This is a genomic window from Chitinophagaceae bacterium (assembly GCA_016713085.1).
GTDB lineage: Bacteria > Bacteroidota > Bacteroidia > Chitinophagales > Chitinophagaceae > Lacibacter.
In genome coordinates, this window is sequence record JADJPV010000001.1 from 2,268,364 (window position 1) to 2,290,941 (window position 22,578).

At 39.8% G+C, this 22,578-nt stretch carries 18 protein-coding genes; 11 read left to right on the top strand and 7 right to left on the bottom strand.

Annotated features, from left to right (window positions below; genetic code table 11):
- The first annotated feature begins 1 nt into the window (after position 1).
- Positions 2-436, top strand: a complete 435-nt coding sequence (locus IPK31_10930) for a hypothetical protein (GenBank protein ID MBK8088410.1) — start codon at positions 2-4, stop codon at positions 434-436.
- A 132-nt stretch (positions 437-568) separates the two neighbouring features.
- Here the strand turns inward: IPK31_10930 and IPK31_10935 are convergent, their stop codons facing one another.
- Positions 569-1,666, bottom strand: a complete 1,098-nt coding sequence (locus tag IPK31_10935; protein ID MBK8088411.1) for a hypothetical protein — start codon at positions 1,664-1,666, stop codon at positions 569-571.
- A gap of 108 nt (positions 1,667-1,774) precedes the next feature.
- Here IPK31_10935 and IPK31_10940 point away from each other — a divergent pair, with 108 nt between their 5' ends.
- Positions 1,775-2,470 (top strand): peptidoglycan DD-metalloendopeptidase family protein, encoded by a 696-nt coding sequence (locus tag IPK31_10940; protein MBK8088412.1) that lies wholly within the window; start codon positions 1,775-1,777, stop codon positions 2,468-2,470.
- 37 nt (positions 2,471-2,507) lie between these two features.
- Positions 2,508-3,539 carry a Holliday junction branch migration DNA helicase RuvB gene (ruvB, locus tag IPK31_10945; GenBank protein ID MBK8088413.1) on the top strand — a complete coding sequence of 344 codons (1,032 nt, stop codon included), beginning with the start codon at positions 2,508-2,510 and terminating at the stop codon, positions 3,537-3,539.
- Here the strand turns inward: ruvB and IPK31_10950 are convergent, their stop codons facing one another.
- The 4 genes from IPK31_10950 to IPK31_10965 all read right to left on the bottom strand — a co-directional run bounded on the left by IPK31_10950 (position 3,540) and on the right by IPK31_10965 (position 8,280).
- The gene (locus IPK31_10950; GenBank protein MBK8088414.1) at positions 3,540-4,172 is read right to left on the bottom strand and encodes a response regulator transcription factor; all 633 of its coding nucleotides are present in this window, start codon (positions 4,170-4,172) and stop codon (positions 3,540-3,542) included.
- 40 nt (positions 4,173-4,212) lie between these two features.
- A complete protein-coding gene (locus IPK31_10955) occupies positions 4,213-5,952 on the bottom strand; it encodes a sensor histidine kinase (protein MBK8088415.1) in 1,740 nt (579 codons plus the stop codon).
- A gap of 310 nt (positions 5,953-6,262) precedes the next feature.
- On the bottom strand, positions 6,263-7,057 hold the full coding sequence (locus IPK31_10960; protein ID MBK8088416.1) for a hypothetical protein: 795 nt from the start codon (positions 7,055-7,057) through the stop codon (positions 6,263-6,265).
- A gap of 41 nt (positions 7,058-7,098) precedes the next feature.
- Positions 7,099-8,280 (bottom strand): tetratricopeptide repeat protein, encoded by a 1,182-nt coding sequence (locus IPK31_10965; GenBank protein MBK8088417.1) that lies wholly within the window; start codon positions 8,278-8,280, stop codon positions 7,099-7,101.
- A gap of 455 nt (positions 8,281-8,735) precedes the next feature.
- Between IPK31_10965 and IPK31_10970 the strand changes: the two genes are divergently transcribed.
- The 5 genes from IPK31_10970 (at position 8,736) to IPK31_10990 (ending at position 15,609) form a co-directional block, all read left to right on the top strand.
- Positions 8,736-9,977, top strand: a complete 1,242-nt coding sequence (locus IPK31_10970) for a hypothetical protein (GenBank protein ID MBK8088418.1) — start codon at positions 8,736-8,738, stop codon at positions 9,975-9,977.
- On the top strand, positions 9,899-12,103 hold the full coding sequence (locus tag IPK31_10975) for a T9SS type A sorting domain-containing protein (protein MBK8088419.1): 2,205 nt from the start codon (positions 9,899-9,901) through the stop codon (positions 12,101-12,103). The genes IPK31_10970 and IPK31_10975 overlap by 79 nt, the downstream gene beginning before the upstream one ends.
- 238 nt (positions 12,104-12,341) lie before the next feature.
- Complete coding sequence (locus IPK31_10980; protein ID MBK8088420.1) at positions 12,342-13,559, top strand: hypothetical protein; 1,218 nt, start codon at positions 12,342-12,344, stop codon at positions 13,557-13,559.
- A gap of 29 nt (positions 13,560-13,588) precedes the next feature.
- Positions 13,589-14,890, top strand: a complete 1,302-nt coding sequence (locus IPK31_10985; GenBank protein ID MBK8088421.1) for a hypothetical protein — start codon at positions 13,589-13,591, stop codon at positions 14,888-14,890.
- 29 nt (positions 14,891-14,919) lie between these two features.
- Positions 14,920-15,609, top strand: coding sequence for a hypothetical protein (locus IPK31_10990; GenBank protein MBK8088422.1), 690 nt, complete (start codon positions 14,920-14,922; stop codon positions 15,607-15,609).
- A 123-nt stretch (positions 15,610-15,732) separates the two neighbouring features.
- Here IPK31_10990 and IPK31_10995 read toward each other — a convergent pair whose 3' ends face one another.
- Positions 15,733-16,542: a TerC family protein gene (locus IPK31_10995; GenBank protein MBK8088423.1), complete on the bottom strand. Its 810-nt coding sequence runs from the start codon at positions 16,540-16,542 to the stop codon at positions 15,733-15,735.
- Positions 16,543-16,572: 30 nt separating this feature from the next.
- On the bottom strand, positions 16,573-17,673 hold the full coding sequence (locus tag IPK31_11000) for a quinone-dependent dihydroorotate dehydrogenase (GenBank protein ID MBK8088424.1): 1,101 nt from the start codon (positions 17,671-17,673) through the stop codon (positions 16,573-16,575).
- A gap of 199 nt (positions 17,674-17,872) precedes the next feature.
- Here IPK31_11000 and IPK31_11005 point away from each other — a divergent pair, with 199 nt between their 5' ends.
- The 3 genes from IPK31_11005 to IPK31_11015 all read left to right on the top strand — a co-directional run bounded on the left by IPK31_11005 (position 17,873) and on the right by IPK31_11015 (position 22,528).
- Positions 17,873-19,051, top strand: coding sequence for an acetyl-CoA C-acyltransferase (locus IPK31_11005; protein MBK8088425.1), 1,179 nt, complete (start codon positions 17,873-17,875; stop codon positions 19,049-19,051).
- Between the two features lie 176 nt (positions 19,052-19,227).
- On the top strand, positions 19,228-20,910 hold the full coding sequence (locus tag IPK31_11010; protein ID MBK8088426.1) for a DUF1800 domain-containing protein: 1,683 nt from the start codon (positions 19,228-19,230) through the stop codon (positions 20,908-20,910).
- Between the two features lie 37 nt (positions 20,911-20,947).
- On the top strand, positions 20,948-22,528 hold the full coding sequence (locus tag IPK31_11015) for a DUF1501 domain-containing protein (GenBank protein ID MBK8088427.1): 1,581 nt from the start codon (positions 20,948-20,950) through the stop codon (positions 22,526-22,528).
- Positions 22,529-22,578: the final 50 nt, after the last annotated feature.

A 22,578-nucleotide genomic window follows, 5' to 3' on the forward strand; every position in this document is an offset into this window, starting at 1 on the left:
AATGAAGTATTTGATCTTAGCAGTGGCAATCGCTTTTACAGCATGTAATGGTGGGAAGAATAACAGTAATGAGCCTTATACAGCCGAACGAAAAACAGTAAGTGCTATGGCGGTAAAAGAATATACGGAAGATGTAAATGATCAGCTGAATCCCGACTGGAAATTTAAAGTGGCTTTGTTTGAACAAAAAGAATCGCTCAAGTATGAAGTAAGGTTTCAGTACAAAGAAGTAACGGGTGAAAAGATTTTTTCGTTTCCTAATATGGGATTTATGCCCAAGCCTGAACTGAGAAAAGGTCCTGAAAAATTTTCATGCATTATTGGTTTTTACGATGCTGACAGTACGTTCATGGAGTTGCGGATGGTTCAAGTGGAAAATGAAAACCTGGTGTACCGGCATTTGAAAGAATACAAAGTGGAGGAGGCGAAGAAATAAAATTTTCTCTCACGCAGAGGTACAGAGTATGCAGAGAAGAAAATAAAAAAGGGAGATTACTTTAAAAGTAATTTCCCTTTTTACATAAGATTGAATTGTATTTCTCCGTGCTCTCAGTGTCTCCTTGGCAACTCACTGCTTTCGCACAAACCGAATCATCGCACTGCTGTTTTCTGTACTTTCTAAATTGGCTGTATAGCGTTGCTTATTTACATAGGCAATCATATAAGATGTATTGGGTGGAATGGCTCCTAAATTCTCAGCCACCATTACCAGTTCATTTGCTTCACTTAGCATACTCACTGCAAACTTTACAACATAAGGTTTGTCGCTCAAACGCACATGCTCAAAAACAAGTTTGTTATTCATGAACAGTGAAATTGAATCACCGTCAATTTCTGCATTGTCGTAGAAATGAATTTCAATCGTATCGCCTTCCAGTGGCAATTCAGTAGTTAAAACTTTTTTACGTTCAATAAACTTCTCTACAATAGCCGGAGCTTTTGAAATAGCCGGTGCCGTTTCATTTTTGGGAAGAACAGGAGTAGTTTCTGTTTTTGTGATTTGCTGAACAGTATCTTTTTGAACAGGTGGACTTGTTTTTACCACAACAGGTTCGGGATTTGATCTTTCCACTCGTGGAGGATTAATCACTTCCGGTACAGGTGTTACAGCAACAGCTTCCGGTTGCTTTGTTACTCGGTGAATGGCTGCAATACTGTCAATAAACTCCGGGTCATTGGTGCCCACAGTATAATTCTCAATTACATAATCCCATTCATCTTTAAAAGCAGGAGTTTCAATTTTATCGAGATGCAGATCACCTTTGTTTTTCTGCTCTTCTTTTGTTACTGCTTTTCCATCAAGCATCATCACACCTTCACCGGGGCAATTAAAATCTGCCTCCATCAGCAGGGGGAGTTCTCCCGGTGATATAATATTTGCCCGTGGAGATTTAGCTTCCAGCAATTCATCATCCCACCAAACTACTTCATTGGTTTGCTGGTTGAAATATCCTTTCACTGCATAACGGCGGTAATTAGTTGCTGACTCGTAATAATAGGAAGTGCCGAATAAACTGTCGCCACGCTGCACCAGTTTTAATTCAAGTTTTGATGGCCGTAATCCATTGCCTACTTTTCCTTTCCACACACCGGTAATCATTTGTGCATGCGAAACAGAAAAGCTGATGAGTAAAAAGGAAAGGAAAAATACGATTCGATTATTCATAGAATGGTCAAGGTATAGTCTTTAAAACGTATTGTTAATTGAAATATTTTCCAGGTAGAAATGATTTCAGCAGTTACAGGTATCTTTAATGCGAAATACTTTGTTAAAATGACAGCACCACTCATCAATATTTTAGAAAAGAACAGGCATCTGTATTATCCGGTAGTTCCATTTGAACCCGGCAAAGACAAATTGCTGAAGATGGATTTTACAGAAGCCAATAAAGATCTTACCAAAACTATCATAGAAGATGTAACACTGTACAGTGATTATGTTGATCAGAAACTGAAACAGGCTTCTGCAAAATTTGGCATTGGTGGTTATGCTGAGCATCGTTCTGTATACAGCAGAAGTAAAGTGTTTGATGCAGTTGATGGTGGCGAACCAAGAAGACTGCATTTGGGAATTGATATCTGGGGCGAAGCAGGAACACCCGTATATGCCCCGCTGGGAGGAATGATCCACAGTTATAAATTCAATGATCAGTATGGTGATTACGGGGCAACCATTATTTTACTTCATCAGTTAGATGGCGTTGCATTTTACACATTGTACGGGCATTTATGTTTGCATGATCTTGCAATGGTTGACGGGCAATATATTAACCGTGGACAGGAGTTTGCTCACTTTGGAGTGCCTGCAGAAAATGGCCACTGGCCTCCGCATCTTCATTTCCAGATCATTGACAACCTGGAATTAAATGAAGGTGATTATCCCGGTGTATGCAGAATGAGCGATAAAGATTTCTATTTAAAAAATTGCCCTGATGCTGATTTGATTTTACAGATGAATCAACACCTGTAACTTTATTGTTTAGTTTTACATTAAGTTACAACGTGAAATGGCAAATCCCAATTTAAATAGCGACAAAGAAGCATTAACCTCTGCTGAGAAGGAGTTTGAAAATAATATCCGTCCATCGAGTATTGAAGAATTTTCAGGTCAGTCGCAGATTATTGATAACCTGAAGATATTTATCAAGGCGGCAAAGATGAGAGGTGAAGCGCTGGATCATGTATTGTTTCATGGCCCTCCCGGTTTGGGCAAAACAACATTGAGCCGTATTGTGGCAAATGAGTTGGGCGTGAATATTAAAGAAACATCGGGGCCTGTAATTGAAAAGCCAGGCGATCTTGCCGGACTGCTGACTAATCTTGAACCGAATGATGTGTTGTTTATAGATGAAATTCATCGCTTAAGTACTGTTGTTGAAGAATATTTGTATGCGGCGATGGAAGATTACCGGATTGATATTATGATTGACAGCGGACCCAATGCAAGAAGTATCCAGATCAATCTCAATCCATTTACATTGGTGGGTGCAACAACAAGAAGCGGTTTACTGAGTGCACCATTGTTATCAAGATTTGCCATTAAATCAAGACTGGAATATTACAATGCTGAAACATTGCAGAAGATTGTTCTGCGTGCTGCTGGAATTTTAGGGGTGAAGATCACCAGCGATGCAACAAAAGAAATTGCCGGAAGAAGCCGGGCTACGCCACGTATTGCCAATGGTTTACTGAGGCGCATGCGTGATTTTGCACAGGTACTTGGCAATGGTGTGATTGATCTCGGAGTAACACAACATGGTTTGAAAGCATTGAACGTAGATGAATATGGTTTAGATGATATGGATAATAAAATTCTGCTCACCATTATTGATAAATTTAAAGGGGGGCCTGTTGGTATTACCACCATTGCAACTGCTGTTGGAGAAGAGTCAGGTACACTCGAAGAAGTGTACGAACCATTCTTAATACAGGAAGGATTTTTACAGCGTACACCAAGAGGCAGGGAAGTAACAGCCAAAGCATATGAACATTTGGGAAAGAAACCGTACAGCGGTGCAGGTCCAACATTGTTTACCTGATCAGATAAGTTTGTGTTCAATTGCCAGTTTTAATAGCTGCTGAGTTGAGCTTACATTCAGTTTCTGCATTAGATTTTTACGATGAGTTTCCACTGTGTAATGACTTAAGAATAGCTTCTCAGCAATTTGAGGACCATTGTATCCATCGTACAATAGTTTTAAAATTTCTTTTTCTCTGCGTGTAAGTCCGGGTAATTCCTGTGCAGCATCCTTTAACGAATTAAATTGTTCAAGTATTTTCTGGTTGGCTGCTTTGCTGAGATAGATTTTTCCTAGCATTACTTCATCAATAGCTTCCAGTAATTCGTAACGCTCCATATCTTTCAACAGATAGCCATTGCCACCTTTTGCCAAAAACTGGCTGATGATGCCTGCTTCATTGGTAGAAGTAAGACCGATGATCTTTACGTCTTTGTTTTGTTTGCGGAGTATGCTGCATAATTCAATACCGTCAATATCAGGGAGGCTGATATCGAGAAGTATCACATCCGGCTCTAATTCATTGAAAGATTCAATAGCCTGTTTGCCATTTTTACAAATGCCACAAACATTCAGGTGCAGTTCATCTTTCAACATGGTGGAAATGCCATCACCCACTAACGGATGATCATCAACAACGAGGATTTTGATCATGGTACTTTATTGCTGTGCTGAAAATACAAAAAAGGCAAGCTTATGAAACTGCTTCACCCTCGTTAATTAAAAAATTCATTAGAATGGTAGTGCCTATCTCGTTTTGTGAATCGATCGATAACTGCCCGTTTAAATATTGTACCCTGCTTTTTACCGATGAAAGACCTGCACTTATTTTTTCATCGCTTTCTTTCATGTTGAATCCACGTCCATTATCTTCTACCGTTACACTTAAGCGATTACCCTCTCTGTTAAATTGAACAATAGCCTCGGTTGCCTGCGAATGCTTAATAATGTTGTTGAGGAGTTCCTGTATTATGCGGAAGAGCATGATCTCCGTTGAGGCATTAAGTCGTTTTTCCATACCGTACGATTGCATGGCTACTTTCAGCAGTTTACCTGCACTGATGCTGTTGCATAATTCCTGTGTTGCTTGTACAACACCCATCTTTAACAAAACCTCCGGCATCATATTGTGTGCTATGCGGCGTACTTCTTCTGATGCTGTATTGATCAGATCATAGCTTTTAGAAAAGAGGGGATTTGTTTGAAGCTCCTGTTGCTCGTGTTGCAATGTGCTGAAATGCATTTTTACAGTAGAGAACAAACCGCCCAGTCCATCGTGCAGATCTTTGGCAATACGGGTACGTTCGGTTTCCTGTCCGTTCACCATACTTTGTAATGAAACAATCTGTTGCTGCCGTTCGAGGAATTTGATTTGCTCCTGTTGTAATATTTTGTCTTTTTCTGCGATGGTTCGTTTTTGCTGACTTACTCTATAAAGAAACCCAAGGATAGATAATAATGTAATTGCGAATAAACCAATAATAATGAGCATTCTGTTTCTGCGTACAACAGCAAGTTCATTTTGAGCATTAGATAATTCGAGCGCCGCAATTTGTTTCTCCTTTTTACTGCTTTCAAACGAAGCCTCGAGAAAAGAAGCATATTGTACTGTTTTTGATGCAAGTATACTATCATTGAGTTTTTCATATTCAATGCTGTAATTATAAGCACTTTTAAAGTCCTTAATGGCTGCATAATAGGCGCTTATTTGTGCACATGCCCTGTAGTACACATCCGTTGAGTTCGCTTTTTTTGAAAGAGCCAATGCTTCTTTAAGATAGATGTATGCATTTGCGAAATCTTTTTTCTTAAGATAGGTTCTGCCAATTGCCAGGTTAAGGTATGCAGGCTGAAAATTTTCACGCAGCGAAATTTTTAATCCGGTTTTGTGAAGGGAAAGGGCAGTATCATATTCTCCTTTACGTTCATGGTAAAGGCCCAGTATGCTGTAAGAGTCAGCGGCAAATGCAAGATCGCTGGTTGTTGCAATATAGGATCTCAACAGTGGGACATATTTTGCAGCTTCATTAGTCTTATTGATGCCTAGGTAAGCGACAATCAAGTGATTATAGGCAAACGCCAATTGGGAATTATCATTTGAAGGTTTTATTTTTTCCAGCAACTCCAGGCTAAGCTTGATACACCTGTCATAATTTTCTAATGAACCTATCGTTGCAATAAGGTTCTGATAAGCCATTATTTCTCTGGCTGTATCTTTCATCAGTTGAAAATATTCACATGCTTTGGAATAATGGTAGGAGGCATTAAAAAAATCGCTCTGCATAAAATACCAACCACCTCTGCCATTATTGATCTTGCCAAGCAGTTCGTGGTTTTTTTCTTTGCTGGCAATCTGTTCTGCTTCCTCATACATATTGGTCGATTCTTTAAATTTATTCTGATCAGCATATACAAAGCCAAGTATGTAGGCCATTTTTGAAGTGCCTTTATTGAAACCAATTTTTTTACTAAGAGCCAACCCTTGCAATCCATAGTTGACGGCTTGGTCCAGGTCGTAATAGCTTATATTATTACAGATTTCTATCAACAGGTTTACTTTGTTTGAGTCTTCTTTTTGTTTAGGTAATTCTTTTCGTAAACTATCGACTAATTGTTCTGATGTTTGCGCAGATATATTTATGCAATAAAAACAGAGGAGCATTAGCAGAGGAAACTTATACAATACTTTATGCATTTTACTTGTTTATAAAAGATGAGTGAGGAATTGTGTGCAAATGGTTGTTTTAACTGCCGGCACTTTGGTCGTTTATAAGAAAATTCATTAAGACGGTTGTGCCTATCTCATTTTGCGAATCGATCGATAATTGTCCGTTGAGATATTGCACCCGGCTTTTTACCGATGAAAGGCCTGCACTTATTTTTTCATCGCTTTCTTTCATGTTGAATCCACGGCCATTATCTTCTACCGTTACACTTAAGCGATTGCCCTCTCTGTTAAATTGAACAATGGCTTCGGTAGCCTGTGCATGTTTAATAATGTTGTTGAGAAGTTCCTGTATAATGCGGAAGAGCATGATCTCCGTTGAGGCATTCAGTCGTTTTTCCATGCCGTACGATTGCATGGCTACTTTCAGCAGTTTGCCTGCGCTGATGCTGTTACACAATTCCTGCGTGGCTTGCACAACGCCCATCTTTAGTAACACTTCCGGCATCATGTTATGTGCAATACGGCGTACTTCTTCCGAAGCGGTATTAATGAGTTCATAGCTTTTAGAGAAGAGCGGATTGGTTTGCAACTCCTGTTGCTCGTGCTGCAATGTGCTGAAATGCATTTTTACCGTAGAGAATAAACCACCCAGCCCATCATGCAGATCTTTGGCAATACGTGTACGTTCAGTTTCCTGCCCGTTAACCATGCTTTGTAACGAAACAACCTGTTGTTGCCTTTCGAGAAATTTGATTTGTTCCTGTTGATAGTTGTTTTCTTTTTGTGCAATCAGGTTTTTTTGTTTGCTGTTTCTATACAGTAATCCCAGCACCAATAATATGGAAATAGCTGCCAGCCCACCTATTAACATCAGCCTGTTCCGTTTTTGCCAATGCTAATTCGTTTGCGGTTTTAGTAAGGGTAAGGTCTGCAATTTCTTTTCCTTTTTTCCGTTTGGTATTTTGCTTCCAACTGGCGAACATTTTCTTTACTGGTTGTACTGCTCAGGCTATCGGCATATGCAAACTCCAGTTCGGCATATACAAGTGCCTGCTTATAATTTCCTTTATGCATTTCGGCCAGCTTCAGGTTGGCATAAGCATAATTCAGATCTTCAAAGCTGTTAATTTCCTTTGCAAAGCGCAGAGCATCTACTGCAAATTTTTCGGCATCTGCCATTTGCTTTAATGAAATGCTTACACTGCTTAAATTATTCAGTATGCGGGAGCGATAGCTGTTGTTGTTAATGCTGTCTGTTAGTTTTAATCCTATAAGATAATATTCTTTTGCTTTTTGATATTCGGAACGTAGTTCGTACAGCCTTCCATGATTAACGTAAACGGCCTGCTTCAATTCAAGATTATTTACTTCTTTGGTTAATGCCATGGCACTATCCATTACAACTTTTGCTTTATCTAACTGGTTTGTGCTACTGTAGATAATAAAATACTTATTATAAATCTGGATGAGTTGCGATTTATTTTCTGCATATTCCTGCATCTTTATCACTTTGTTAAGGTATTCTTCTGCTTTGCTGTATTCTTTTTCCCGCAGAAATGTTTGACCTATATTTCCATATGTAGCAAATAGTTTATGTTTCAAATGTTTATTTTCGGGTTGTTCCAGAATGTTTGCGTTCTGTATAAATAACTGCAGAGCTTCTTCCGTTCGTGATTCATCGAGATAAAGAGAAGCGAGGATGGTATTATACATCAACTTATTGTCTGTGCTCTCTTTTTCAAAAACCGGGTTTACTTCATCTAAATACAGTTGTGCAGAATCGTTTATGCTTTTCATGTAATAGCATCTTGCCGTTGCAAGTAGCAGGCGGGTTAGTTGATAGTTCTTATTTTTTTTGGATAACGTAATTCCCAAACGACTGTAATAAATAGCAGAATCCTGCATGCCCTTGAAATAATAAACATTACTAAGTCCTCCATAAGCTGATATTGCTGCCGTATCATTTTTAGATTTGATTATTTGCAGAAGGCTGTCGGTTTTTTTATCCGTTTGCGATTGTGCTGTTTGCAGCAATACGAAAGTAAGTAACAAAGTAAATGTGATGCGTTTGGCATTTATATAAGAAGAAGACATGTTGTTTAACAGATTATGTTTTTTGGTTACTTGTGTTTATAAAAGGAAGTAAGATAGAATCTAAAGTTGTAACTTCTCTACCTCCTTTCAGGTATTTTTCATTTACTCATAATGCTACACGTCTGGTACTGATTTAAACATGCTGTATAAGGAGTTTTATCTCCAACAATACCGACCTATGAACAGGGCTTTTTTTACTCTTCCTTTTTTTTAATGTAGTTGTCCTCAATACTCAATAGGTAAAATGGTTTTGTTTTAACGACACTGTTTACAAACCACAGATACGAGATATATTTCTATGAACTGTATTTGTATAAAATACCTCCATTCAGGTATAGTTAAGGCATTTGCATGCTTCTACTTTTGTTTCAATATATACTTCAGCTTTTCAATTCAGCTATCAATCAACAACAATGAATAAACTAACGGCAACATGTTTGGCAATAATATTTGCAATGACTACAACAGCACAATCATTCACCATTAACGGTCCTGCAGGCAGCGGTTCGTTTGGGCAAAATATTATCCTGCTTTCAAATGGAAATTTTGTTGTTACCGATCCGGGCTTTGATGAAGGCTCCACGTTAAATGTAGGTGCTGTTTACCTATACAGCGGTACAACTTTCACACCTATCAGTGTATTAAAAGGAAGCACAGCAGAAGACGGTGTTGGCAATGTAACTCCATTGTCCAATGGTAATTTTTTAGTGGGATCTCCTTTTTGGGATAATGGAACTGCTGTTAATGCCGGTGCCGTTACTTTGGTAAATGGCATTACAGGATTAAATGGAGTGGTTAGCCCTGCTAATTCGTTGGTAGGAACTAAGTCCGACGACCAAGTGGGACGAATATCAATATTTGATTTAGGCGTCAAGGCATTACCCAATAGCAATTTTGTAGTACTTAGTCCTAATTGGGATAATGGCAGCATTGTAAATGTTGGTGCCGTAACATGGGGAAGTGGTACTACCGGTGTTACCGGCCCTGTAAGCATCAGCAATTCTTTAATAGGCAAAAGAACCGACGACGCTGTTGGCAATGGTGGAATTACCGTTTTAACCAATAATAATTATTTAATAAGAAGCTCTGACTGGGATAACACAGGTGCTCCCAATGCAGGAGCAGTAACCTGGGCTGGCGGAACGTCGGGTATTAGCGGTGAACTTAGCAGCGGCAACTCTTTGGTGGGTACAATTGCAAACGACAGAATGGGGTTAACTGAATCGGTTCAAGGAGTTTTTCCATTAACCAATGGAAACTATGTTGTCGTTTGCAGCAAATGCGATTTTGGAGCTGCTGTAGATGGAGGTGCTGTTGTTTGGGGCAATGGAACAACAGGAATTTCGGGCCCGGTAAGTACAGCTATTTCAATACATGGTGCATTTAAAGATCGAATTGGCAGTGACGGCGTTACTGCATTAACCAATGGCAATTACGTTGTAAAAAGCAGTAGCTGGCCAAATGATTTAAACATGGGTGCAGCTACCTGGGGCAATGGAACTACGGGAACAACGGGTACAGTAAGCAGCAGCAACTCTTTAGTAGGCTCAACAGATTTTGATGGAATAGGAAGAAATGTAACCACACGTTCTAATGGCAATTATGTTGTATATAGTTTTTGTGGGATAATGGTGCAGCAGCAGATGTTGGTGCTGTTACATTTTGTAATGGAGCTACAGGAACATCGGGTACTATAAGCAGCAGCAATTCTTTAATAGGTAGCGTTTCGAATGATGCAGTTGGATTAAATGGCGTTGTTGCCCTAACCAATGGCAATTATGTTATTGCCAGTTCGCTATGGGATAATGTTGCATTAACAGATGCAGGTGCCGTTACTTGGGTTGATGGTTCTGTAGGCTTAACAGGAACAATCACCAGCAGTAATTCTTTAGTGGGTGGCATAGCCGATAACAAAGTAGGTAGTGGCAACGTAATTGTTTTGTCAAATGGCAACTATGTAGTTGGCAGCCCCGAGTGGGACAATGGAACTCCAATTAATATTGGTGCAGCTACCTGGGGCAATGGAACAACAGGTATTACCGGGCCTGTATCTGCCAGCAACTCTTTAACAGGTACAGCAGCAAATGATAATGTGGGTACTGGGGGTAGAATCAAAGCACTTACAAATGGAAATTTTGTAGTAGTAAGTTCAAACTGGGATAATGGAGCTATTTCAAATGCAGGTGCTGTTACCTTGGGCAATGGCACAACTGGCATATCCGGAACCGTTAGTAGCAGTAATTCATTAGTGGGCAGCAAAGCAAATGATGCAGTAGGTAAGCAGGGTATAACAAATCTTCCCAATGGCAATTATATTATCAGTAGTGCCGAATGGGATAATGGAACCATTGTAAATGCCAGTGCTGTTACCTGGGACGATGGAACTACCGGGGTTAGCGGTCCTATTAGTTCTGCTAATTCATTAATAGGTGCTACAGCCAGCGATTTCATTGGCGGCGATATTACTGGTGGGGGTGGCGATATCATCACTTTTACCAATGGCAATTATGCCATCACCAGTGGTTTTTGGGATGATGGTGGAACTGTTAATGCAGGTGCTACCACCTGGGGTGATGCATCTGTACCACTTACTGGATTTATAAATACCTGCAACAGTATTATTGGAGGCAACAACGTTACCCCGGTTATTCATTTGCCCAATCAAAACGTAATAGTTGGAGGCTTTAATCTTTTAAATAAAATAGTTGTTTACAATCCATCGGGCATGAGCCGGGCCAATAGTTTAGATGCTAAAACAATGAACATAGCAGGATCGTCACCCGTAGCAATTATTGCAGAAGGTAATTGCAGAATAATTGCCAGCATTACTCCCAATGGCGGCAGCAGCTCGGTTACTGGTAGTGTTACTGCGCAAGCATGGGTTGAAGGAAGTGTACCTACACATGCAGGCCAGCCATTTGTTGCACGCCATTATCAAATTACACCGGCGATAAATGCAGATGCTGCAACTGCAAGAGTAACATTGTATTTTTCGCAAACTGAATTTGATGAGTTCAATGCACATCCGGGCAGCACACTCAACTTACCTACAGGTTCGGGTGATGCCACAGGCAAAAACAATTTACGTATTGGAAAATATGCAGGCACAAGCAACAATGGAACCGGACTTCCATCATCTCACAGCAGTACCGTTTCTGTTATTGATCCGGATAATAATGATATTGTTTGGAACGATTTGTACAACCGTTGGGAAGTAAGTTTTCAGGTAAATGGTTTTAGTGGATTTATTGTACAAACACTTGCCACACCTCTTCCATTAAAACTAATATCATTTTACGCAGCAAAACAAACGAATGATGTTACGTTGAACTTAACTACAGAGAATGAACAAGACTGCAGTCATTTCAACATAGAACGTAGTACAAATGGTATCAACTTTACTTCCGCAGGTGCACTTGTTGCACGCAATCTCACAAGCAAACAGCAGTACCAGTATATTGATGCTAATGCTTTAACAGTATTTGCAACAGTTCCTAAACTTTATTATCGCTTAAAGATGGTTGATATTGATGGCAGCTTTACTTACAGTTCTGTTCAAGTTGTCAATCTTCAACAAACATCAGCCTTCAGCATTTATCCTAACCCGGCAAAAGATGTATTACATATTCAACTGCAAAACAACAGTCGCAATCTGCAACTACGTATAAACGATATGTATGGTCGTACTTTAAAAACCTGGAGCATAAGCAATACGGGCACCTCTCTACAATTAAACATTGCAGAACTGTCCGCAGGGTATTACCAATTGGAAATATTGCAGGAAAAACAAAACCGTCAGGTGTTGCTTGTATTGAAACAGTAATTACGAGCGACCAGAAAAATTAAGCTCATCTGTTTTTGTAGAATGTTGTTCTTGTCTTCTTGCAAGCAGTGATAGATAAAACCGTGTTGTAAAAAATAAAACACGCTTTTTTATGAAATAGTATGACAAATAACCTGACTACCTCCAATCAGGTATTTTTCTTAAAGCAAAATCACTTCTTTTCAGGTATGGTGCAGGTGTAAAACGAAATGCAATTTTACTGAAGTAAATGTTCATTATGCAACGTATCATTTTAATTCTTCTTTTTTTTACAGCATCATATTTTGCCAAAGCACAGGAGGCTGGGGCACCCAATCGAGTTACTCCTAAAGAATTTGCAATACCTGCTTCTCCTGTATTTGATGTAATGGGTGTAACACCTTCACAGATCAATCGCACAGCCGATATTAAAGATTTTAAAGTTGACTGGTCGTTTAAATCATGGCGGCTGAGCCCCAACCTCGCTATACAATCGCAACCATTTTGGGAGTTATTTTATAACCGTAAAGATTTGAGCAAGTATCAAGCAGCATCGGGCTTTATGCGAAAGCTGGCTTCGGTTGATCTGTCTGTTGGTTCTGTTCAAGATGAGAATAACGACCGACGAATTGGTTTTGCAGTAAAGACGAACATCTTCCGCTCAAGAGATCCGTTAATGGCAAAGGAACTATATGCCGATATCTCCGAACGTTTCGGCGCCGAAAAGATCGAACTGGAATCGAAACTGAAAGAATTGAAACAACAGTTAGATACTACCGTAAACATTCTTGCAAAACCTGAATTGCGAAATCAGATCAAAGCAACGGAAGATTTGCTCTTAACAATCAACACACGACGTAATGCAGAAATTAATGAACGGGCAAAGGTGTTTATTGCAGAGCATTGGAATGTAACTTCTCTTGATGCAGCTTTCGGCAGAGTGTATTCGTATCAAACCGATAGCAGTGGGTCGCTTAAATCGCTGCGGTTAAACCGCAGTACAGCTTGGGCCGGTTGGGCAAACTTTAGTATTGGTATGGGAAAAAAATGGTTGCTTTCGGGTTTGGTACGTAACAGTTGGTACCGGGAAGAACTGAATTTTCAAATTCGTAATACTTCAACTGGCGATGTGTTAACGCAGCTTGCAGTAGCAGATAATACATTACTAACGGCGGGGCTTAACCTACGCTACGGGGGCTCTTATTTTACTTTTTTTGCAGAATTTTTATACGAAAAGAAAGGCTTGCGTACACCGGTTGAAGCATTATCAAAAGTATTTGAATCGCCTGGGGGATTTGAAGTAGTGGGTAATTCTGTTAAGTGGAATGTAGTGCAGCCCAACACCATTGCCATTGGAGGCGATTGGCGCATGAACCGCAATATTGTTTTGAACTATGGTATGCGTGGCATTTTTGATAAGAACTGGAAGTTTACAGGGTTTATACCTGTGGTATCAATTGCCTGTTTAATGCGGTAAAACTTATTTATAACTATAAAATAAAATACATGAAAAAAGTAAAATATTTTTTCTTTCTATTGGTAGCATTCGTTGCAGTTGATACAGTATTTGCTCAGCCAAACAACTTTTTAACGCAGCCCGTTAAAAAAGTGTATCGGAAGTTTAATAACCCATTGATAAAAGACACTTCAATTACTACATCTGTTATTAATGGCCAGGTTTTTCTGGATGGAGATATTGATTTGGGTACGGTAGAAATAATGGACAAGTATCAGTTCATGCAGTTTTCTGTTGTAACCGATGACAATGTAATTTCAGGCAGATGGACTAACGGTATTGTTCCGTTTGTAATTGAACCCGAATTTACGTTTGAAGAAGAAACGGTAATCATTAATTCACTTAATCATATTGTATCAAGAACAAACGTATGCTTTGTAAGAAGATCAGGCCAGGGCAGTTTTCTTCGCTTTAAAAAATACACAGTTGCGCAGTTAGGATTTAGTGGTGGTAGTTCTTACTTGGGTAAGTGTAATTTTTGTACCAATGGCCAGGAGGTAAAGCTGTCTTCAGTGTCTGCTGGTATTGTTATACATGAAGTTGGCCATGCACTTGGTTTGTTGCATGAGCAATCCAGAGAAGACCGGGATCGCTTTATATCTATACGAATGGCAAATGTGCTGCCGGGGATGGAAGGAAATTTTAATAAAGCAATCTACACGTCAACAGATATCGGAGCTTATGATTTTTTATCGATTATGCATTACTTCCCCACTGCATTTGGAAAAACGCTGAATGGCACAGTACAGCAAACAATAGTTAAAGTCTCTGATCCGTCCGATATGAATTTTGGCAGGGCTAACGTATTGAGCGCAGGTGATATTTCAGGTATTAACAGCATGTACCGTTTAGAACAATCTTGCGGAACATTATCTACCACATTAAAAGCTGGCGAACTGGCAATAGGGCAAAGCAAAACAGTTACTGTAAGTGCCAATAAAACACATAATCTTAGCTCTGTATTTATGCGTACCGGTCAGGAGTTTGAATTTACTACTGCAAATGGTAGCTGGAAAAACGGCAGCACAGAAACAAATTGTGCAGGATATACGGGTAATATTATTGACGGAGCCCGCAGGTATAATGCATTCAATATGTTTTCGCTTATTGGGGAACTCTTTCGGGAGAATAACACATCTAATTTTTTGAATGTGGCTTTTAAAATTGGATGCGGACGTACGTATAAGGCCACCGCATCAGGCTACCTGGTAACATTTGCAAACGATATTCTTCTTGGAGGATATGTTGATAATTCGGGAAGCGTAACACTTACAATTAAACGGGTACGTTAAAATATTTTCTAAATTTTAAACTGATAAATATGAAACGGAAGCATTTGTATGTGCGGGTAATCTGCTTTTTTATTTTTACTTCGATTTCTGTTGCAAAAGCACAGGTGTATGATGTGCAGGTTATACTTGATAAAATTGTTTGTAAAAAAGCTGTGGAGTTATGGCCGGATACACAGGATGATTTTTTTGGAAAGATCAATATACTCTCCTATGTTGTTAATAATACGTCCGGGGTTAAAACGAAGTATGGTACTTATAAGGGTACACCTGATTTTTATAATTCACTTCCTGCAATAAGCATGTTGCCAAGAGTTATGTGGGAAAAGCCGGAAAGTAATACATTGAAACTTGCTACAGGACAGTCTGTTTTATCGGGTGCTAGTTTTAGCTTAACGAATCTTAGTTTAGCTCAGTTGCTCAGTTTTGAATTTTTAGTTGGCGGTTTAGTGTATGATGAAGATGCAATTGATGTACGGTATCAGCCATGTTCCAGCTGCGGGTTTAATTTTGCTTCGGGGTCTTCCGGTTTTGGATCAGCTTTAAACTACCGTTTGGTAAAGCTTTATTCCTATCAAACGCAAATAAAGGCAATTGCAAATGGTACCAGTAAGTTTTTACTTATTGGCGATGATCAGTTTTTCCAACTTGATTTTTTTGAGGGGGATCAAAACAGTGCGCATGTTCAGTTCTTATTTAAATTAAAAGTTACGAACAGGTAGTTACTGATGCTGTTTTCATGGCTCAATCAATACAGCGTTCTGATTGTTTTGACGGCATGGATCTAAATAAAAACGAGTGTTGCATAATTACAACACTCGTTTTTGTAAGTAGTTTAATAGTATTTAATGCGCTGTGTCATCCTGTTGTTTGTATTCTTCTTCTTCCAGCTTCGGCTCATTCAATTCTACCACCCGTTTTGCTTTCATACGGTTACGCATCACCATATTCAGCATTTCTACTGCAAAAGAGAAGGCCATGCCGAAGTAAATATAATTTTTAAGGTGCAATTCGTGTGCGGCTTCTGCATTCCAGCCTTCAATTACTAAACTCAATCCAATCATTACTAAGAATGAGAGTGCCAGCATTTTTAAAGTGGGATGTTTATGAATAAAACCTGCAATTTTCGGACTGAACAAAAACATCACAGTCATGGCAATCACCACCGCAGCAATCATGATTTCCACATGTTTGGCTGTACCACCAGCTGTGATGATACTATCGAAAGAAAAGACTGCATCAATCAATATAATTTGACCAATAGCCTGACCAAACGAAATACCTTTTGTTTTTGCAGGATCCTGATTCGGATCTTCACCTTCCAGCTTTTGATGTATTTCGTGAACCGACTTGTAAATCAGGAACAAGCCTCCTGCCAGCATCACCAAACTTGCAAGGTCAAATCCTTTTCCTGCAATTGTAAATACAGCTTTTCCTTTTTGTGATAAGAGCCAGCCTAATCCCATCAGTAATAAACTTCGGGAGAGGATTCCGGTAATCATCCAGAGTCTGCGGGCTTTTTTCTGATCTTTTATACTCTTTAATCGATTAAGAATAATGCTTACAAAAATTACATTGTCTATGCCAAGTACAATTTCAAGCACAACAAGTACAATAAAACTGATAATACTTTCTGACGTAAAAAGATGTTCCATAATATATGATTCTATAATTGAAAGTTTTGTTTATAAGCCGTTACAGATCTTCTTTGCAATGGCCGGCCCTTCATAAATGAAACCTGTCCATACCTGCACAAAAGAAGCACCGGCAGCAAATTTTTCTTTCGCATCATCGCCGGTAAAAATCCCTCCGCTTGCCATGATGGGAATACTGCCATTTGTTTTTTGGTGAATGTACTGTACGATTTCAGTTGCTCTTGTTGTAAGAGGCTTGCCGCTTAGTCCGCCTGTCTCACGACTCACAACTGACGATGCAGCACTTAAATTATCTCTGCTGATTGTTGTATTAGCCGCAACCAATCCATCTAACTGAATTTCCTGTGCCAGGTCAATGACATCATCTAACTGTGATTGAGTAAGGTCCGGAGCAATCTTCAGCAGAATAGGTTTTTGAACTCCGTTATCACTCTTCAGTTTTAAACGCTCTGCTCTCAGTGTTTGCAGGTGTGATAATATTTTTCGCAGCGAATCTTTCTCCTGTAGTTCACGCAAACCGGGCGTATTAGGACTGCTTACATTCACTACGAAGTAATCAACAAAATCAAACAATTCATTAAAGCAGATTTCATAATCTTTCCATGCATCTTCGTTTGGAGTGATTTTGTTTTTGCCAATATTACCACCTATAATCAGCCGGGGGTTGTTAGTCGATAGTCCTGTGTCATTACTATCGGCTATCGGCTTGCGGCTATTTACTTTTTCTTTCCATTCTCTCAATCTGTCCACCACCGCTTTCACTCCTTCGTTATTAAATCCCATGCGGTTAATAATTGCCTGATCTTCGGGTAAACGAAACAGGCGTGGTCTGTCATTTCCAGGCTGGGCCAATGGAGTTACAGTTCCAATTTCAACAAAACCAAAACCAAGCACTTCAAGTTCCTGCAGGTAACTGGCATTCTTATCAAAGCCGGCCGCAAGCCCAACCGGATTTGGGAATTGCAGTCCCCACATTTCAGTTTGTAATTTTTTTGACGATGGTCTGAAGCCTGATGCAAGAATCTTCCGCAGAAAGCCAATGGAACAAAATGCATTGAGCGCATTCATGGCGAAGTAGTGCACTTTTTCAGGGTCAAACAAAAAGAAAAAGGAGCGTATCAGCTTGTACATGGGTGCGAAGATAATCTGCAAAACCGGATCAGAAATTAACAGCAATCATTTGTATAGATTTATTTTGAAACCTTACCTTTGATATAGAAGGTTGCATAAACAACTATTCCGGTTGATGGCAAATGGGTCATAGTCCATTGCGAATACAAACTTGCCTTTAACCATGGACTATGAACCATGAACTCTAATACTTTCAAACATGCAGGAAGCATATATCGTTGCCGGTTTCAGAACCGCTGTTGGTAAATCAAAACGGGGAGTGTTCCGTTTCACCCGTCCCGATGACCTTGCTATTGATGTGATTAAAGGTTTGCTGGCTTCAGTGCCGCAACTTGATCCCAAACAGGTGGACGATGTAATTGTGGGAAATGCTGTGCCTGAAGCCGAACAGGGATTACAGGTGGGCCGTATCATTGCAGCAAGAGCAGTAGGTGTTCATGCACCGGGTATGACGGTGAACAGGTATTGTGCCAGTGGTTTGGAAACAATTGCCATTGCCACTGCAAAGATCAGGATGGGGATGGCCGAATGTATTATTGCAGGCGGTACTGAAAGCATGAGCCTGGTTCCTACTGCCGGATGGAAAACTGTTCCTGCTTATTCTATTGCAAAAGACGAACCCGACTATTATCTCAGCATGGGATTAACAGCTGAAGCAGTTGCAAAAGATTATAATGTGAGTCGGGCAGACCAGGATGAGTTTGCATTCAACTCTCACAGGAAAGCAAAAGCTGCAATTGAAAATGGCTATTTCAAAAGCGGTATTCTTCCAATCAATGTAGAAGAAGTGTACCTCGATGCAAAAGGAAAAAAACAAAAAAGAAATTATACAGTTGATACCGATGAAGGTGTTCGTGCTGATACAACCATTGAAGCATTGAGTAAATTAAAATCTGCCTTTGCAGTAAATGGAACTGTTACTGCAGGTAACGCATCACAAACAAGTGATGGCTCTGCATTTGTACTGGTGATGAGTGAACGTTTGATCAATCAACTGGGATTAAAACCAATTGCACGTTTGGTAAATTGTGTATCAGCTGGTGTATCTCCACGCATTATGGGTATTGGTCCTGTTGAAGCTATACCAAAAGTATTGAAGCAGGCAGGAATGAACCTCAGCGATATTGATCTCATTGAATTGAACGAAGCCTTTGCTTCTCAGTCGCTGGCAGTGATTCGTGAACTGAAGCTCAACCCGGAAATAGTGAACATTAATGGAGGCGCTATTGCATTGGGTCATCCGTTGGGATGCACCGGGGCAAAACTTACTATTCAAATTACCAATGATATGAAACGGCTCAATAAAAAATATGGCATTGTTTCAGCCTGTGTTGGCGGTGGACAGGGTATTGCCGGTATCATTGAAAATATTTCGTAAACTAAGCACTGGAGAATGGAAGGGCGGCTTAGGCCGCTCTTTTTTTGCTTTAAAAACAGGCTTATACAGCGTTATCTGCCGGGATGGCCTCATTATTGTTGCAGTAAAGATTAAACTTTTTGTATTTTTAAAGTCATACTATCGCAATAATCTTCATTTTTTAAACCAACCAAACTATGGATCGCAGAGAGTTCCTGACTGCGGGTAAGAAATCCAGCCCTGCTTTAGCCATTAAAAAATCAATTACTGCCAGAACAGCTTCGGGCATGAATCCATATTCAGGTCCATGGACTAAAAATGAAGTTGTCCATTTACTAAAGCGAACCATGTTTGGCGCAAAGGCGGCTGATGTTACTTATTTCGCCGCAAAAACAATGGGCGAGGCCGTGGATGAATTATTAAATCCAACATCTGCTTTACCCGATCCTCCCGTTAAAGAGTATGATGGTGTAACTGGCGCAACAACTCCTGATAATGATGTAGCTGCAGGAGCAACATGGATCAGCAGTGTCAACAATGATGGTACAATTCAGAGCCGCAGAAGAGCATCCCTAAAAAAATGGTGGACAGGTGCAATGATCAACCAGGACAGAAGTATCCGGGAAAAAATGTTGTTGTTCTGGCATAATCATTTTGCAACAGAAACAGTTGATGTGGGTAACGGAAATCTTCTGTACAAACATGTAAACTTGATGCGTACAGGTGCATTGGGAAATTTTAAACAATTGGTCAGGGATATTACTCTTGATCCTGCCATGCTGGTTTACCTTAATGGCCGTTTCAATACTGCAACTGCACCCGATGAAAATTATGGCCGTGAATTACAGGAGTTGTTTACAATCGGCAAAGAAAGTAATCCAAACTATACAGAGGCTGATGTAAAAGCTGCAGCAAAAGTATTGACTGGCTGGAGGGTTGATACAAACCTCAATACGTTTCCATCTTATTTTACTTCATCAAGGCACGACTCAACAAATAAAGTATTCTCTTCTTTTTATAATAATACAGTCATTACCGGAAGAACAGGCGCAACGGCAGGTGATCTTGAAATAACTGATCTGCTGAATATGATTTTCAGTAAAGATCTTGTTGTGTCAAGATTTATAGCAAAAAAACTATACCGGTTTTTTGTGTATTCAGAAATTGATGCGGCAACAGAAACCAATGTTATTGAACCGCTGGCTTTGCAGCTACGCACAAACAACTGGGAAATAAAACCGGCACTTTCTCTTTTGCTGAAAAGCGAACACTTTTTTGATGTACTTAACCAGGGTGCACAGATCAAAGCACCGCTGGATCATATTATTTCTATCTGCCGTGAATGGAATATTGTATTTCCAAACTCAGTTACTGAATATGCAGATGCTTATGGAATGTGGAACTATATAATGTCGGCAGCAGCCAATGCACAACAGAATATTGGTGATCCTCCGAATGTTGCTGGCTGGCCTGCTTATTATCAAACGCCACAGTATTATGAATTATGGGTAAATTCTGACACTCTTCCCAAACGAAACCAGTTCAGCGATATCATGATTGGAAACGGATATTCGAGAAATGGAAAAAAGATTGTGATTGATGCAGTTGAGTTTACAAAAACATTACCCAATGCAAGTGACCCCAATCAATTGATTATTGATGTACTGGATATCATTTTTCAAATGCCTTTGTCGCAGCAGTCAAGAGATCAGCTGAAGAAAGATTTCCTGCTGACAGGACAGGACCAGGATTATTACTGGACCAATGCATGGCAGGCTTATCTCGCCAGTCCAATCACATCCAACTTTAATATTGTGAATACAAGGTTGCGTGGTTTGTATAAATATTTTATGAACCTGGCAGAGTATCAATTGGCATAAACCAGCTGAAAAAAGATCATCCATAAAAGGACATTACATGAAACGCAGACAATTTCTTCAAAATACAATTCCCGCCGCCATTCTTCCTTCGTTGGTTGATGGTTTTTCTGTAAAAGTGCTGGGCGATAATCCCATCATGGCAGCACTGCTGAATACTTATGTTGAAACCGACAGGGTACTGGTGATCATTCAGCTCAATGGCGGTAATGATGGATTAAACATGGTGATACCTTTAGATCAATACAATAATTATTTTAATGCAAGAAGCAATATTGCCATTGCTCAAAACAAAGTATTGGGTTTAACAGGTAACAATGCTGTTGGTCTGCATCCTTCTATGACCGGGTTGCAATCTTTGTACAATGATGGTAAGCTTCGGGTAGTGCAGGCAGTTGGTTATCCCAATCCGAATTTTTCACATTTCCGTGCTACTGATATCTGGATGAGTGCATCCAACAGTAACGAAGAAATACCAACAGGATGGGCCGGCAGATATTTAAGTGATCAGTACCCAAACTACCCGATTGGTTATCCTAATACAGCAGTACCCGATCCATTGGGTATCCAGATTGGTTCAACAACATCTTTAACTTTCCAGGGACCAAGTGTGAACACAGGGATCAGTATTACAAGTGCTACTAATTTTTATAATCTCATAAATGGTGTGCAGGATCCTGCACCGGCTACACCTGCAGGTGATGCATTACAGTATGTGCGTTTGGTTGCTCAGCAAACTAATCAGTATGCAACACGGATTGTTGCTGCTGCCAGTGCAGTTCCCACACAGGGAGTATACCCAACTGGGAATACATTAGCCGATCAGTTAAAAATTGTTGCAAGATTAGTGAAGGGCGGATTAAAAACAAGAGTCTACATGGTAAGCATGGGTGGCTTTGATACACACTCGCTGCAAACAAATACCGATACATCAACAGGTAATCATGCAACTTTAATGCAGCGTTTAAGCGATGCAATCAAAGCATTCCAGGATGATTTGAAAGGAATGGGTGTAGAGGATCGTGTAATGGGTTTAACATTTTCTGAATTTGGCCGTCGTGTAAAATCTAATGCAAGTGTTGGAACCGATCATGGTGCTGCAGCTCCCATGTTTGTATTTGGCAGCAAAGTAAATCCCGGTGTTACAGGTGTTAACCCAACTATACCTGTGAATGCAACCGTGAACGATAATGTACCCATGCAATATGATTTCAGAAGCGTGTATTCGACTCTTCTGCAGAATTGGTTTTGTGTAGATAATACAACGCTTCAAACCATCATGCTTCAAAATTTTCAACAGTTGGCTTTATGTGCCAATGGCAGTTGCTCCGGTACAACTGGAGTAGATAATACGAATACAGGAATAACCCTAATCTCGAATTATCCCAATCCGTTTACTCAATCAACAACCATCAGCTTTACAACAAAAGGTGGCCACACGTTGGTACAGGTAATGGACGTACTTGGCAGGGTAATTAAAACTCCCGTAGACCAGGAGTATAATCAGCCAGGTACTTACAAAGTAAGTTTTGATTCTTACGGATTGCCCACTGGTGTTTATTATATGCGCTTCCAAAATGGAATGACCCAACAGGTTAAACCAATGCTAAAGGCAAGATAATTTTTAGATTTTATTTGGATCGAAACAAACCTGTTGCATATATTTGCAAC

Excerpts from the sequence above, each read along its gene's own strand:
- IPK31_10930 (MBK8088410.1), top strand. The coding sequence starts at position 2 with ATGAAGTATTTGATCTTAGCAGTGGCAATCGCTTTTACAGCATGTAAT.
- IPK31_10935 (MBK8088411.1), bottom strand. The coding sequence starts at position 1,666 with ATGAATAATCGAATCGTATTTTTCCTTTCCTTTTTACTCATCAGCTTT.
- IPK31_10940 (MBK8088412.1), top strand. The coding sequence starts at position 1,775 with ATGACAGCACCACTCATCAATATTTTAGAAAAGAACAGGCATCTGTAT.
- ruvB (MBK8088413.1), top strand. The coding sequence starts at position 2,508 with ATGGCAAATCCCAATTTAAATAGCGACAAAGAAGCATTAACCTCTGCT.
- IPK31_10950 (MBK8088414.1), bottom strand. The coding sequence starts at position 4,172 with ATGATCAAAATCCTCGTTGTTGATGATCATCCGTTAGTGGGTGATGGC.
- IPK31_10955 (MBK8088415.1), bottom strand. The coding sequence starts at position 5,952 with ATGGCCTACATACTTGGCTTTGTATATGCTGATCAGAATAAATTTAAA.
- IPK31_10960 (MBK8088416.1), bottom strand. The coding sequence starts at position 7,057 with ATGTTAATAGGTGGGCTGGCAGCTATTTCCATATTATTGGTGCTGGGA.
- IPK31_10965 (MBK8088417.1), bottom strand. The coding sequence starts at position 8,280 with ATGTCTTCTTCTTATATAAATGCCAAACGCATCACATTTACTTTGTTA.
- IPK31_10970 (MBK8088418.1), top strand. The coding sequence starts at position 8,736 with ATGACTACAACAGCACAATCATTCACCATTAACGGTCCTGCAGGCAGC.
- IPK31_10980 (MBK8088420.1), top strand. The coding sequence starts at position 12,342 with ATGCAACGTATCATTTTAATTCTTCTTTTTTTTACAGCATCATATTTT.
- IPK31_10985 (MBK8088421.1), top strand. The coding sequence starts at position 13,589 with ATGAAAAAAGTAAAATATTTTTTCTTTCTATTGGTAGCATTCGTTGCA.
- IPK31_10990 (MBK8088422.1), top strand. The coding sequence starts at position 14,920 with ATGAAACGGAAGCATTTGTATGTGCGGGTAATCTGCTTTTTTATTTTT.
- IPK31_10995 (MBK8088423.1), bottom strand. The coding sequence starts at position 16,542 with ATGGAACATCTTTTTACGTCAGAAAGTATTATCAGTTTTATTGTACTT.
- IPK31_11000 (MBK8088424.1), bottom strand. The coding sequence starts at position 17,673 with ATGTACAAGCTGATACGCTCCTTTTTCTTTTTGTTTGACCCTGAAAAA.
- IPK31_11005 (MBK8088425.1), top strand. The coding sequence starts at position 17,873 with ATGCAGGAAGCATATATCGTTGCCGGTTTCAGAACCGCTGTTGGTAAA.
- IPK31_11010 (MBK8088426.1), top strand. The coding sequence starts at position 19,228 with ATGGATCGCAGAGAGTTCCTGACTGCGGGTAAGAAATCCAGCCCTGCT.
- IPK31_11015 (MBK8088427.1), top strand. The coding sequence starts at position 20,948 with ATGAAACGCAGACAATTTCTTCAAAATACAATTCCCGCCGCCATTCTT.